Source organism: Streptomyces sp., assembly GCF_031181705.1.
Taxonomy (GTDB): Bacteria; Actinomycetota; Actinomycetes; order Streptomycetales; family Streptomycetaceae; genus Streptomyces.
In genome coordinates this window covers 1-13,136 of the sequence record NZ_JAPSKN010000004.1, presented here as the reverse complement: position 1 = coordinate 13,136, position 13,136 = coordinate 1, and the positions used below count along the sequence as shown (strand labels likewise).

The 13,136-nt window shown below is 72.9% G+C and carries 11 protein-coding genes; 3 read left to right on the top strand and 8 right to left on the bottom strand.

The features are described from left to right. Positions 1 to 9: 9 nt before the first annotated feature. The 4 genes from RIN80_RS01685 to RIN80_RS01670 all read right to left on the bottom strand — a co-directional run bounded on the left by RIN80_RS01685 (position 10) and on the right by RIN80_RS01670 (position 2,948). The gene (locus RIN80_RS01685) at positions 10 to 483 is read right to left on the bottom strand and encodes a copper chaperone PCu(A)C (RefSeq protein ID WP_309093643.1); all 474 of its coding nucleotides are present in this window, start codon (positions 481 to 483) and stop codon (positions 10 to 12) included. Further along, complete coding sequence (locus tag RIN80_RS01680; RefSeq protein WP_309093642.1) at positions 480 to 1,133, bottom strand: SCO family protein; 654 nt, start codon at positions 1,131 to 1,133, stop codon at positions 480 to 482. Before RIN80_RS01680 ends, RIN80_RS01685 begins: the two co-directional genes overlap by 4 nt. Positions 1,134 to 1,227: 94 nt before the next feature. Continuing rightward, entirely contained in the window at positions 1,228 to 1,971 is a 744-nt protein-coding gene (locus tag RIN80_RS01675; protein ID WP_309093641.1) for a YcnI family protein, read from the bottom strand. 155 nt (positions 1,972 to 2,126) lie between these two features. Further along, positions 2,127 to 2,948 carry a hypothetical protein gene (locus RIN80_RS01670; protein ID WP_309093640.1) on the bottom strand — a complete coding sequence of 274 codons (822 nt, stop codon included), beginning with the start codon at positions 2,946 to 2,948 and terminating at the stop codon, positions 2,127 to 2,129. A 265-nt stretch (positions 2,949 to 3,213) separates the two neighbouring features. Between RIN80_RS01670 and RIN80_RS01665 the strand changes: the two genes are divergently transcribed. After that, positions 3,214 to 3,678, top strand: a complete 465-nt coding sequence (locus tag RIN80_RS01665) for an ATP-binding protein (protein ID WP_309093639.1) — start codon at positions 3,214 to 3,216, stop codon at positions 3,676 to 3,678. Between the two features lie 59 nt (positions 3,679 to 3,737). Here RIN80_RS01665 and RIN80_RS01660 read toward each other — a convergent pair whose 3' ends face one another. From RIN80_RS01660 to RIN80_RS01650, 3 genes are all read right to left on the bottom strand, one after another. Beyond that, positions 3,738 to 6,731: a glycine--tRNA ligase gene (locus RIN80_RS01660; protein WP_375141581.1), complete on the bottom strand. Its 2,994-nt coding sequence runs from the start codon at positions 6,729 to 6,731 to the stop codon at positions 3,738 to 3,740. A gap of 102 nt (positions 6,732 to 6,833) precedes the next feature. Further along, the gene (locus RIN80_RS01655) at positions 6,834 to 8,297 is read right to left on the bottom strand and encodes an aminopeptidase P family protein (RefSeq protein ID WP_309093638.1); all 1,464 of its coding nucleotides are present in this window, start codon (positions 8,295 to 8,297) and stop codon (positions 6,834 to 6,836) included. A 77-nt stretch (positions 8,298 to 8,374) separates the two neighbouring features. Then, a complete protein-coding gene (locus RIN80_RS01650; RefSeq protein WP_309093637.1) occupies positions 8,375 to 9,886 on the bottom strand; it encodes a PP2C family protein-serine/threonine phosphatase in 1,512 nt (503 codons plus the stop codon). 500 nt (positions 9,887 to 10,386) lie between these two features. Between RIN80_RS01650 and RIN80_RS01645 the strand changes: the two genes are divergently transcribed. Further along, positions 10,387 to 11,052, top strand: a complete 666-nt coding sequence (locus RIN80_RS01645) for a bifunctional DNA primase/polymerase (RefSeq protein WP_309093636.1) — start codon at positions 10,387 to 10,389, stop codon at positions 11,050 to 11,052. A gap of 55 nt (positions 11,053 to 11,107) precedes the next feature. Continuing rightward, positions 11,108 to 11,683: a hypothetical protein gene (locus RIN80_RS01640; RefSeq protein ID WP_309093635.1), complete on the top strand. Its 576-nt coding sequence runs from the start codon at positions 11,108 to 11,110 to the stop codon at positions 11,681 to 11,683. A gap of 253 nt (positions 11,684 to 11,936) precedes the next feature. Here the strand turns inward: RIN80_RS01640 and RIN80_RS01635 are convergent, their stop codons facing one another. After that, positions 11,937 to 12,926, bottom strand: a complete 990-nt coding sequence (locus RIN80_RS01635) for a DUF5926 family protein (protein WP_309093634.1) — start codon at positions 12,924 to 12,926, stop codon at positions 11,937 to 11,939. Positions 12,927 to 13,136: the final 210 nt, after the last annotated feature.

Below are 13,136 nucleotides of genomic sequence, written 5' to 3'. Positions count from 1 at the left end.
GTCCCTCCGTCAGTGTCCGGTCGTCGGGGTGTAGGTGGCGGCCTTCACCGGCATCTCCACCTCGACGGGGTCGGAGTGGGCGAAGCGCAGCTCGACGGAGACGGTCTGGCCTTCCTTCGGCCTGCGCTTGAGCTGCTCGAACATCAGGTGGTCGCCGCCGGTCTTCAGCACCAGCCGCCCATGGGCTGGGATCTTGAGGCTCTTGACCTCCCGCATGGCCCCGCCGGTGGTCTCGTGCACGGTGACCCGGCCGGCGATGTCGCTGGAGACCGACGTCAGCTCGTCGGCGGCACCGCCCTTGTTGGTGACGGTGAGGAAACCTGCCGCCAACTCCTCGGAGACCGGCTGCGGCATGTAGGCGGAGCCGACGGAGAGCTCCGCCTCGCCGCCCGGGCCGCCGTCGCCGCCCGCGTCCGAGTCCGCGCAGCCCGCCAGGGCCAGGGCCCCTGCTATGACGAGGGCCGCCGGGCCGAGGCGCCTCACGGGTTCTCCCCCTTGACGATCTTGGGCAGGTCCTTGGTGTAGTCCTGGACGGTGGCGTCCTCGCCGTAGAGCACATAGCCGCCGTCGGTCTTCGGCGAGAACGCGATGACCTGGGTGCCGTGCTCGGAGACGATCTTGCCGTTCTTGTCCTTGTGCGGCGGATCGATGGAGATGCCGAGGGTGCGGGCACCGGCCTGGACGGTGGCGAAGTCACCGGTGAGGCCGACGAACCGGGAGTCGATGCCCTTGAGCCACTTGCCCAGCTCGGCCGGGGTGTCGCGCTCGGGGTCGGTGGTGACGAACACCACGCGCAGGTCGTCCTGCTCGGCCTTGGGCAGCTGCTTCGTGGCGACGGCGATGTTGTTCATCGTCAGCGGGCAGACGTCGGGGCAGTGCGTGTAGCCGAAGTAGATCAGCGTGGGCTTGCCCGCGGTCTCCTCGCGGAGGTCGTACTTCTTGCCCTGCGTGTCGGTGAGGACCAGGTCCGGCTTCTCGAAGGGCTTGTCGAGGACCGTGGCGGCCTTGTCGGTACCGGCCTCCTCCGACACCACGGCGACGGGCTTGTTGCTGTCGTCGCCGCTGCCGCAGGCGGTCAGGGTCAGGGATGCGGCGGCGAGCAGGGCGGCCGCGGCGAAGGTCTTGGTGCGCATAGAGAAATGTCCCAGATGTCGGTGGCCCGGCGCGCACCGGGGTGACCCCGTGAACCGGGGCGTGCTCCGGTGCGCGCCGTGCGGGGAAGCGGCGTCAGGCGTTGCTGCGCCGACGTCCGGCGAGCACGCCGTAGGCGACACCGGCCGCGCCGACGACGATGCCGACGATGCCCAGGACGCGGGCGGTGGTGTCCGTGCCGTCGGAGGAGCCGGAGTCGTCCGCGGCGGTCTCGGCGGAGGCCTTCTCGGCCGACTCGGAGTCGGCGTCGTCGCCGGCGGCCGCGTCGTGGTGCCCGTCCTCGGAGGCGGCGGACAGCTCCAGCACGGGGGCCGGGTTGTCGGGCTCCTCCTGGCCCTCCTGCGGCACCTCGATCCAGCGGACGACCTCCTTGTTGGAGTACGTCTGGAGGGCCTTGAAGACCAGCTGGTCGGTGTCCTCGGGCAGCTGGCCGACGGAGAGCGGGAACTTCTCGAAGTAGCCGGGCTCGATGCCCTTGCCGTCGGCGGTCCAGGTGACCTTGGAGACCGCCTCGGTGATCTTCTCGCCGTGCATCTCCAGCGGCTTGTCCAGCCTGGACTTGGTGACCTCGATCTTCCAGCCGGGCATCGGCTCGGGCATGACGGAGGCCAGCGGGTGGTCGGTCGGGAAGGTGACCTCGAGCTTGGTGGTGGAGGCGTCGTCGCGCTCGTTCGGCACCTTGAAGTCGACGACCGCGTAACCGCCCTTGGCGGCGGTGCCCTCGGGCTGCACGGTGACGTGCGCGAAGGCGGGGGCGGCCAGGGCGAGGACGGTGACACCGGCGGCGGCACCGGCCGCGGCGATACGGGAAGCCTTCATGGAAGGAAGCACTCCGCTGTGAGTCGGGATGAGGAAGAGGGAACGCGCACGCGCGCGTGCCGCACGACGGCGGCCCCTCCTCCGGGGTGTCCGGGCATCCGTGGGCTCGAAGAACCGGGATTCCGGGACGGCGGAGCGGTGGCGGTCGCGTCGTGTCAGGCGGCGAGGGCGAGTGCGGCTGCGGAAGCCGTCGCGGCGGGCGGGCCCCGCCGGATCACCGTGTGCTGGAGCGCGATGGTGCGGGGTATCGGGGGCACGGGCCGCAGGGCGTGCGCCGGGCGCGGACGGTTCTCGGGCGCGCCGGGCAGGCCGGCGCGCAGGACTCGGACCAGCGCGAGCGCGGCCCGCAGCGAGCGGATCAGCGCCCCTTCGGCGACACCCTGCGCCGACAGTTCGGCCAGGCGCAGCACCGCCAGGTCGCCGTGGCGCAGCAGCCAGCCCGCGGCGAGCGCCGCGAGGACGTGACCGAGCAGCATCGGCAGGGACGGCCACAGCGGGACCGGCGCCCCGGACGCGGCGTCCGTGGCCAGGTGCGTGTGCGCTCCCGCGGGCGGCTGGACCCTGGCGTCGGTGAGGATCCTGTGGGCCTGTGCCGGGCTGATCGCCGCCGCCGTCGTGCCGCACACGAACCGCGCGGCCTGCTGGACCAGAGCGGCGTCGCTCAGACCCGCCGGCCGCGGTGCGGCGACGGCGGCCGTACCGTGCTGGCCCAGGCCGAACAGCATGTGCAGCACCGTCTGGCCGACCGCGAGCGGGGCGGCGATGCCCGGCAGCGTGCGGGCGCGCCCGGCGAGCGGGACGGCCACCGCGGCCACGCCGAGGAACCCGGCACCCAGCGTCCACAGCGGGATGCCGTCGCAGGAGGCCAGTGCGTGACCTGCCCCGGCCAGCACGACGCAGACCGCGGCGAACACCGCGGCCCGCAGGATCCGGAGCGTGGCTCCGGAGCGCTTCGTGGGCGTGTGGGGGGCAAGCATGGCGGGCTCATCATCGCACTGGCCCCGCCGCTCCCGTGCGGCAGGTCCACAAGATGCCGTACGACCGGAACGTCACGCTCTGGTCCGGCGCGCCCCCGGTTGCGCCGATCCTCGCTCCCCGCTGCGCCGCCGCCCGCCTCACATACACCGATCAGGACCAGTGCGCATCCGCCGTATGGGCGGCCTCACGTCAACTTCACGCTTACACGCGGGCACGGAGGGCAATACGTAACGGTATGTCGAGCCGCGGCCAGGAGGCTGGAGCATGAGCATCTGGTGGTCACTCCATCTGCGGCGCGAAGCCGCGAGCGTGCCGCTCGCCCGCCGCCTGCTGATCGGCACGATGGAGACCGCGGGCGTGGATCCCGACATCTCCTACGACCTCTCCGTCGCCCTCAGCGAGGCCTGCGCGAACGCCGTGGAGCACGGCGGGGACACGGGACGCGGCCCCGGTTCGGAGGCCTACCGGGTCACCGCCTACCTCGACGGCGAGAAGTGCCGGATCGAGGTCGCCGACGCGGGCCCCGGATTCCCCGCGGCCTCCGCCCCCCGGTCCCGCCCCCCGGTCCGGCCGGCGCCCACCGACGCCGAGAACGGCAGGGGGCTGTGCCTCATCGAGGAGCTCGCCGACCACGTCCACATCGGCAACAAGCCGGGCCGGGGCGGAGCCGTGGTGAGCTTCGACAAGGTCCTCAAGTGGCGCGAGGACGCACCGCTGATGGCGGTCTGACCGGCCCGGCAGGGCGGTGTTTCACGTGAAACACCGCCGTGTCCCCTGCGCAGTGCGCCCTACAGCGCTCCCCAGTCCAGCGTCGTCCGCGCGAGCCCCGCCACCTCCGTCAGGAGCGCCAGCCGCGCCGCCCGCAGGGCCGGGTCGGGATCCATCACCAGCACCTCGTCGAAGAACATGCCGATCGCCTCGACCAGCGGGGCGGAGACCTCGATCAGCGCGCCGAGATCGTCCTCACGGCCCTCCAGGGCCTGACGCACGGTCCGCACGCTCTCGGCCAGGCGCAGCTCGGCGGGCGCGGTCAGCAGGGACGGATCGGCCCCGTCGACACCGTCCTCGGGGAGGATCCGCACCACCCGCTGGAACGCGGCGGCGAGCGCCTCGAACGCCTCGCTGCCGACATGCCGCTCCAGCGTGGCGAGCGTCCGGTCCCCGTGCGCGGGCCGGTCGGCCCACACCAGCACGGCCTGCACCAGCCGGTGCTCGTGCCCGGCGTCCGTGAGCTGCTGCTCATACCGCCGGGTGATCAGCTCGGCGGCCTCGGCGACCCGGTCGGCGGGCACCGCCACGCCCTGCGCCGCGTACCGCACGGCAGCGGCGCGCAGCCCGTCACCCACCCGGATCCCCGCCACGGCCGGGACGCTGCGCAACACGTTGAGCAGCCCGATCGCGGCCCGCCGCACCCCGTACGGGTCCGAACTCCCGGTCGGCGCCGCCCCGATGACGAACATGCCCGTCACCAGGTCGAACCGGTCGGCGAGCGACAGCACGGCACCCGCGTCCCCGGCGGGCAGGGCGCCTCCGGCGGAGCGCGGCAGCTCCATCTCGGCCAGGGCCCGGGCGACCTCGGGGGACTCGCCGGCCCGGCGGGCGTACTCCTCGGCCATCACCCCGGCGAGACCGGAGAACTCGATCACCATCTGGGAGGCCAGGTCGAACTTGGCCAGCGCCCCGGCCCGCCGCACCACCTGCACGGTCTCCTCCGGCAGCCCGGCGCGTCCGGCCAGGTCAAGGGCGAGCGAGCCGAGCCGCCCGGCGCGGTCGGCGACCGTGCCGAGCCGGTCCTCGAAGGTCAGCTTGTCCAGCCGGCGGCGGAACTCCTCCGGCGCCACCTTCAGATCCGCCCGCCAGAAGAACGCGGCGTCCTCGTACCGCGCCCGCAGCACCGCCTCGTTGCCCGCCCGCACCACGTCGTCGTCGCACAGGGCGTTGGCGAAGGTGACGAAGTACGGCATGAGCCGGTCGCCGTCCAGCACGGGCAGATAGCGCTGGTGCTTGCGCATGACGGTGGTCAGGACGCTCGCGGGCAGTTCGAGGTAGCGCTCGTCGAACGACCCGCGCACGGCGTACGGGAACTCCAGGATGTCGGTGATCTCGTCGATCAGCCCGGCCTGGTCCTCCACGTCGATGCGTCCGCCCACCTCGGCCGCCGCCTCCAGGGCCCCGCGCACCACCGCCCCGCGGCGGGCCTCCCGGTCGAGCAGGATGCCGTGCATGTGCAGGAAGTGCGGATAGCCCTCGGCGGAGGTCACCCGGACCTCCGGGTAGGGCGCCTGCCGCTGCACCCGCGTGGTGTCGCCCGAGGAGAGCGAGGAGACCACCACGGGCAGCGGAGTACGGCCCAGCAGCGCCAGCAGCCAGCGCACCGGACGCGAGAAGGACAGGCCCGGGTCGCTCCACCGCATGTTCCGCCCGGCGCGCAGCCCGGACACCACCTCGGCCAGCAGGTCGCTGAGCACCTCGACGGCCGGCCGCCCCGACTCGTGCCGGGTGAGCGACACGTACTCGACACCCTTGACCTCGATGATCCGCACGTCGGACGGTTCGGCGCCCTGGCTGCGGGCGAAGCCGAGCAGCGCGGGCGTCGGGGCGCCGTCCTTGAAGGCGGCGGCGACCTTGGGGCCGCGCACGGTCCGCACGGTGTCCCGCTCGCGCGGCTGCACACCGTCGACGGTGATCACGATCCGGCGCGGCGTGGCCATCACCGTGATCGCCCCGTGCCCGAGCCGTGTCTCGGCGAGCTTCGCGGTGACCGACTCGCGCACCGCCTCGGTGGTGGCGACGACGTCGGCGTAGGGCAGCTCCTCCACGCCGATCTCGAACAGCAGCGTCTCGACGCCGGGCACCTTGGGCAGCGGGGCCCGTACGGCCGGGGCGGGCGCGGGCGCGACCCCGAGCGGATGCTCCAGCGCCGCCCGCCGCCGCTCCCAGAGCTTGGCCGACTCGTGCGTCAGGCCGCGCATCAGCGCGAACGCCTTGGCCCGCTCGGTGGTGCTGATCGCGCCGCGCGCGTCGAGCACGTTGAAGGTGTGGCTGCACTTGAGCACGTACGTGTACGCCGGTACCGGCAGCTCCAGGTCGAGCAGCCGGCGGGCCTCGGCCGCGTAGGCGTCGAACAGCCGGTGGTTGGTGTCGAGGTCGGCGTCGTCGAGGTAGTACCGGCTCATCTCGTACTCGTTCTGACCGAACACCTCGCCGTAGGTGATGCCCGGCGCGTAGGCGATGTCCTTGAAGTGGGACACGCCCTGGAGGTTCATCAGGATGCGTTCGAGGCCGTAGGTGATCTCCACCGACACCGGGTCCAGGGCGACGCCGCCGACCTGCTGGAAGTAGGTGAACTGGGTGATCTCCATGCCGTCCAGCCAGACCTCCCAGCCCAGCCCCCAGGCGCCGAGCGCGGGGGAGGCCCAGTTGTCCTCGACGAACCGCACGTCGTGCGCGTTGAGGTCGACGCCGAGGGCCCGGAGGCTGCCGAGGTACAGCTCCTGCGGGTTGCCCGGGTCGGGCTTGAGGATCACCTGGAACTGGGTGTGGGTCTGCAGCCGGTTGGGGTTCTCGCCGTAGCGCGAGTCGTCCGGCCGCACGCTGGGCTCCACGTAGGCCACGCTCCACGGCTCCGGGCCGAGCACCCGCAGGGCCGTGGCCGGGTTCGCCGTACCGGCTCCGACCTCGGTGTTCAACGGCTGCGTGATCATGCAGCCGTTGTCGCTCCAGTACTTCTGCAGGGTGAGGATGGCGTCCTGCATGGTCAGCGCCGTCTGAACGTTCTTCATGATGATCGCGCCCGTTCCCCGATTCGGCCCGGCAAGGTCGGTCATGATCTCACACGTCAACCAGCGCTGACCTGCGCATTTTTGGTGCCTTCCGGCGGGGGATCAGCCCTTGAGGGCGGCCATCCACGCCTCGACCTCGTCGGAGCGCCGGGGCAGCCCGGCGCTGAGGTTCCGGTTGCCGTCCTCCGTCACGAGGATGTCGTCCTCGATCCGCACCCCGATTCCCCGGTACTCCTCGGGCACCGTCAGGTCGTCGGCCTGGAAGTACAGCCCCGGCTCCACCGTCAGGCACATGCCCGGCTCCAGCACACCGTCCACGTACGTCTCGGTCCGGGCGGCGGCGCAGTCGTGCACGTCCATGCCCAGCATGTGGCCCGTGCCGTGCAGCGTCCACCGCCGCTGCAGCCCGAGCTCCAGCACCCGCTCGACCGGGCCCTCGACGAGCCCCCACTCCACGAGGCGCTCGGCCAGCACCCGCTGGGCCGCGTCGTGGAAGTCCCGGTACTTGGCGCCCGGCTTCACCGCCGCGATCCCGGCCTCCTGGGCGTCGTACACGGCGTCGTAGATCCTGCGCTGGATCTCGCTGAAGCGGCCGCTGATCGGCAGCGTGCGCGTCACGTCGGCCGTGTAGTAGGTGTGCGTCTCGACGCCCGCGTCGAGCAGCAGCAGGTCGCCGGAACGGACGGGGCCGTCGTTGCGCACCCAGTGCAGCGTGCAGGCGTGCGGGCCGGCCGCGGCGATCGTGCCGTAGCCGACGTCGTTGCCCTCCACGCGGGCGCGCAGGAAGAACGTGCCCTCGATGTAGCGCTCGGAGGTCGCCTGGGCCTTGTCGAGGACCTTCACGACGTCCTCGAAGCCGCGCACGGTCGAGTCGACCGCCTTCTGCAGCTCGCCGATCTCGAAGGAGTCCTTGACCAGGCGCGCCTCGGACAGGAAGACCCGCAGCTCCTCGTCGCGCTCGGCGGTGACCTTGTCGGTGAGCGCGGCCTCGATACCGGCGTCGTAACCGCGCACGACACGCACCGGGCCGGTGGCCTCGCGCAGCTTCCCGGGCAGCTCGCGCACGTCGGAGGCGGGGATGCCGTAGAGCTGCTCGGCCTCGGTGAGGGAGTGGCGGCGGCCGACCCACAGCTCGCCCTGGCCGTCCAGCCAGAACTCGCCGTTCTCGCGGTCGGAGCGCGGCAGGAGGTAGATCGTCGCCTCGTGGCCCTCGCCCTTGGGCTCCAGGACCAGGACGCCGTCCTCGGTCTGGTTGCCGGTGAGGTAGGCGTACTCGACGGAGGCGCGGAAGGCGTACTCGGTGTCGTTCGAGCGGGTCTTGAGGTTGCCCGCGGGGATCACCAGACGCTCGCCCGGGAAGCGCGCGGACAGCGCGGCCCGGCGGGCGGCGGTCTCGGCGGCCTGGGGGACGGGCTCGAGGTCGCGCAGCTCGGTGTCGGCCCAGCCGCTCTTCATGTTCTCGGCCAGCTCGTCGGACACGCCGGGGTACAGTCCGTTCTTCCGCTGCTTGATCGGCTCTTCTTCGGCAGTCTCCGGGGTCTCCGCGAGATCCTCGGCCACGGTCATCCTCCTCGATACGGCACTGGACCACCGTCCACTGTACGGCGGCGCGGAAGGGGGCCCGGGGCCGGTGACGAGGAGCGTTACTCGAAGCGCGCCGCCAGCAGCACGACGTCCTCCGTCCCCCGCGCCGCGTCCAGCCCGTCCGGCAGCACGCTGCGCAGGACGTGGTCGGCGATCGCGCCCGGATCGCCCCGCAGCGCCCGGGGCACCCCGGCAGCGGCCGCGTGCAGCCGGGCGAAGGCCCGGTCCGTGGCCTCGCCGGTGCGGTGCAGCAGCCCGTCCGTGTAGAGCAGAACCGTCTCTCCGGGCTCGGCGAGGATCTCCACGCTGGGCGCCTCCCAGCAGGCGAGCATGCCGAGGGGGGCGGAGACGGAGGTCTCCACGAACTCCGTGCGCCGCTGCCCGATCAGCAGCGGCGGGCTGTGGCCGGCACCGGCCAGCGTGATCTTGCGGGCGGCCGGTTCGCAGTAACCGAACAGGGCGGTCGCCGAGCGGGCGGGCTCGGTCAGCCGCAGCAGCAGCTCCAGGTCGGACAGGACCGCGACCGGGTCCTCGCCCTCCATCACGGCGTAGGCGCGCAGGGAGGCCCGCAGCCGCCCCATCGCGGCGACGGCGCTGGGTCCCGCGCCGGTGACGGAGCCGACCGCGAGACCGAGGGCGGCCTCGGGCAGCGGCAGCGCGTCGTACCAGTCGCCGCCGCCGCGCGGGCCGGTGCGGTGCCGGGCGGCGAGCTGGACACCGGCCACCCGGGGCAGCCGGGAGGGCAGCAGCTCGTCGGACATGGTCGCCATGGACGCGCGTGTGCGCTCCAGTTCCAGGAGCCGGGCGAGGTGCTCGGCGGCGTAGCGGGCGTACAGGCCGGCGAGGTGGCGCTGGCGCTCGCTGGGCTCGGCGGGTTCGTCGTAGAGCCAGACGGCTGCGCCGAGACGGCCTGCGGTCTCGGGGGTCAGGGGGAGGGCGTAGCTGGCGGCGTAACCGAGGCGGGCCGCGACCTCGCGGTGGCGGGGGTCGAGCTTCTCCTCGGCGAAGAGGTCGGGCTGGGCGATCGCGGCCTCGCCGCCCGGCAGCCCGTCGAGGATCCGGCCGTGGGACAGGGAGCTGCGGGGCACGGTCTCGATGTGGCCCAGGTCGGCGCGGGCCAGGCCCAGGCCGATGGTGGTGTCCGGGCCGAGGCCGTCGCCCGGTTCCAGGACGACGAGGCCGCGCCGGGCGCCGACGAGGGCGGCGCCCGCTCGCAGCGTCTCGTGCAGCGCCTCGTCGAGCGCGGTGGTGCGGGCCAGCCGTTCGGTCAGTTCGTGCAGGGTGGTGAGGTCGGACACCCAGCCGGCGAGACGGTCCTGGAGCACCGCGCCGGGTGGGGCGGGTGGGTTTGCCGGGGCGGCCGGGGTGATACCCGTGACGGGCGCGACAGTGTGTGCGGGGGCCGGAACCGTTGAATCGATTCCAGCCACTTTCGCAGGGTGCGGGGCGTTCATGGCGTCCGGCCTTCCGACCGGCGCGTACTGCTCAAAAGCATCGCAAACCCCCATGTCATTCTGCGCCGCCAGCAGTGGCTCCACATGTACACGCACTCGTGAGGAGATGTCCAGCATTGTCCTGCTGGGATTCCTGGTGTCCGTGAGGTTCGAGAGAACAACTCCCCTTCCTCTTGCGGAAATGCAAAGTTGGCTTAAAACTGCCGCAGGGGACGGCTTATTGCGGTCGACTGGGCTTGCTCGACGGAGCGTCACAACGGTCGTGATGGGTACGTACTCGGAGAAGGCCAGGGGTGGTTGGGAACCATCCGGAACCTGGTGACGGAACCGGGCGTCCTATCCACCGACGACCGTGCCCCATCCTCCCGCGGCGGAGGCGGAGAGAAATACGCGCGACGGCAAACGCCATACTTCGCCACCCCTACGCCACGCCCGTGCTCTTGATGGACGCAGTATGGGCGGGACGGCCGCGGAGGCAGCCCTTGCTCGACCCATAGGGGTTCCCCTTGCCTCAAGCAGGGGTGTGATGCGCCAACAGGTACGCACAGTGAAGTGATCGACACATGTTGTGATGGACCACCGTGTTGCCAGGCGTGCAACGGAAAGGACGAGCGCTCATGCGCGAGATCCCCGGAAGGCGACGCAGGCTCCTGTTCCAGCGCAGTGACGGGAGGCCTGAGCTGATCGGCGCGGCCCTGACCTACGCGACGGAATGGCAGTGGCCCGTGCTGCCGGGCGTCGCGGCGGACCCGCAGGGGCACTCCCGCTGCAGCTGCCCCGACCCCGACTGCACGGTGCCCGGCGCGCATCCCTTCGACCCAGGCCTGCTCGCGGCCACCACCGACGGGCGCATGGTCCGCTGGTGGTGGAGCAACCGCCCGGCGGCGCCGATCGTCCTGGCCACCGGCGGCAAGGCCCCCTGCGCGGTCTCCCTGCCGGCCCTCCCGGCCGCCCGCGCCCTGAAGGTCCTCGACCACGCGGGCATGCGGCTCGGCCCGGTCGTCGCCTCGCCCACCCGCTGGGCGATCCTGGTCAAGCCGTACTCCATGGAGCAGCTCGGCGAACTGCTCTACGCCAAGGACTTCGTGCCCGGCTCCCTCCGCTTCCACGGCGAGGGCGGCTACCTGGCCCTGCCGCCCTCCGAGACGGGCCAGGGCGAGATCCGCTGGGAGCGGGCGCCACTGCCCGGCTCGGCCTCCCCGTGGGTGCCCGATGTCGAGGCCGTGGTGGACGCCGTGGTCGAGGCCCTCACTCGTACGGGTGTGAGCGCGCCCGAGTTCTAGGACCGTCGGGCGCGCCGGGCGCCGCACACGCCCCGGCGCGTTAAGTTCCGGGGCCATGCCGCGTCATTCCCGGGGCCGCCGCCGGGACCCCCGTAAGACCCGACTGCTCGCCCTCGCGGGGGTCGGGGTGGCGTGCGCGGTCGCCCTGCCGCTGGCGGTGGCGGCAGCGGGAGCCGTGCGGTCCGAGGGCGGCACGGCCGCCTCCGGCACGGAACACGTCGGGCGGCGTTCCTCCCCGCCCGACGGCAAGGCGCCCGGGGCGTCGTCCGCCGTCCCGCACCCTCCCACGCTCGGCCAGGGCCTGGCGACCGCCGTGCGCTGCGGTCCCGAACTCTCCTCCCCCGACGGCGTCGAGGCGCAGACCTGTGTGATGACGCAGGGCGCGCGGACCTGGGCGCGGACCTACTACCGCAACGCCACCGGTGAGGCGCTCGACGCCGCGCTCACCCTGATGGGGCCGCAGGCCCGGACCGTGCGGATCACCTGCGCGGTGGGCGCCGAGGACGAGCCGGGCACCTGCGAGACGCCCCGGGAGCCCGCACGGGGCGAGCCGGTGGCGTACACGGCGATCGCGGAGTTCGCCCGGCGGGCCGGACAGGGGCCGCTGCTGCTGCGGTCCGGGAGCAACTGACCAACGCAAACGGGGAGTTGACACGCAACCGCGTGGCGTGAGCGGCCGGGTCCATGAAAAGACCCGGTTGCTGGCGACGGGGGATGCACCAGCAACCGGGCTACAGGAACGGTAACAAGAGATCGGCGGTTCGCAAATTCGATCTCGCCCTTTCCAGTCACCGACTGGCGTGTCCCCCACGGGAGTTGTGACCCGCCGGGAGCACGGGGGACCGGCCGGGCGGTGTCCCGGCCGGCCTGCCGCGCGCCGGGCCTCAGCTCAGCGTGACCTGCCGGTTGGTCAGCCCGCCCCGTGCCCGGCGCTCGTCCGCCGTCAGCGGCGCGTCCGCGGCCAGGGCTGTCGCGAGGCGCTCGGCGAACTCCGCCGCCGGCTTCTCCACGTCCTCGGCCGAGACGCCGCTCGGCAGGTCCCAGACCGGCACCGTGAGCCCGTGAGCGCGGAAGGAGCCGACCAGGCGGGTGCCCTCGCCGAGGCTGGAACGGCCCGCGGCGTGCAACCGCGCGAGAGCGTCCAGAAGCTGCTCCTCGGGGTGCGGCATGACCCACCGCAGGTGGTTCTTCTCCGGCGTCTGGCACCAGTACGCGGCGTCCACGCCCCGGAGCTTGACCGTCGGGATGGCCGCGGCGTTGGCCCGCTCCAGGGAGGCGGCCACCTCCGGCGTGGCGTTCTGCGGGTCCGGGACCCAGAACTCGAAGCCGCTGTGCACTTCTGGCTCGAAGCCGCCCTCCGGGTCGAGCAGGTCCTGCAGGCGCGGACCGTCGGCCGGGGCGCGGCGGCCCTGCACCGGTGTGCCCGGCTCCGCTTCCAGGGCGCGCTGGAGGGTGTCGGCGAGGTCGCGGCTGATGTCGCCCGACGAGGTGTCGTTCTGCAGGCCGAGCAGGACCGAGCCGTCGTCGCGGCGCAGGGCGGGCCAGGCCATCGGCAGGACCGTGGCCAGCGTGACCGCCGGGACGCCCTCGGGCAGACCGTCCTTCAGGGGCAGTTCGACCGTGGCCGCCGGGACCAGCTCGCGCAGGGCGACCCAGTCGCACTCGCCGGGCAGGCCCTCGAAGGGGCGGCGCACCAGCTCGGTCACGGCGTGGGCCGCGGCCCGGCCGTGACAGGCCTTGTAGCGGCGGCCGCTGCCGCAGGGGCAGGGTTCGCGGGCGCCGACGACCGGAACGTCTCCCTCGGTGCCGACGGCGGCGGCCCCGCCCGTGGTCTGCGGGCGCTTGGCCTTCGTCTGGGGTCGCTTCTTGGCCATCGATGGGTCTCCCGGTTACGGCTCGTCTCGTACGGGCGCGAGCCTAGCCGTTCGTGCCCCGGGGGACGGGGTCCTGTGGACGGCGCCGGGTCCATGTGGACGACGCCGGGTGCGGCGCGGCCCTGCCCTCACGGTCCCGGCGTACCGCGCTCAGTCCAGGTACCGCGCTCAGTCCAGGTCGTCGAAGGCGTCCGCGAAGTCCAGACCCGG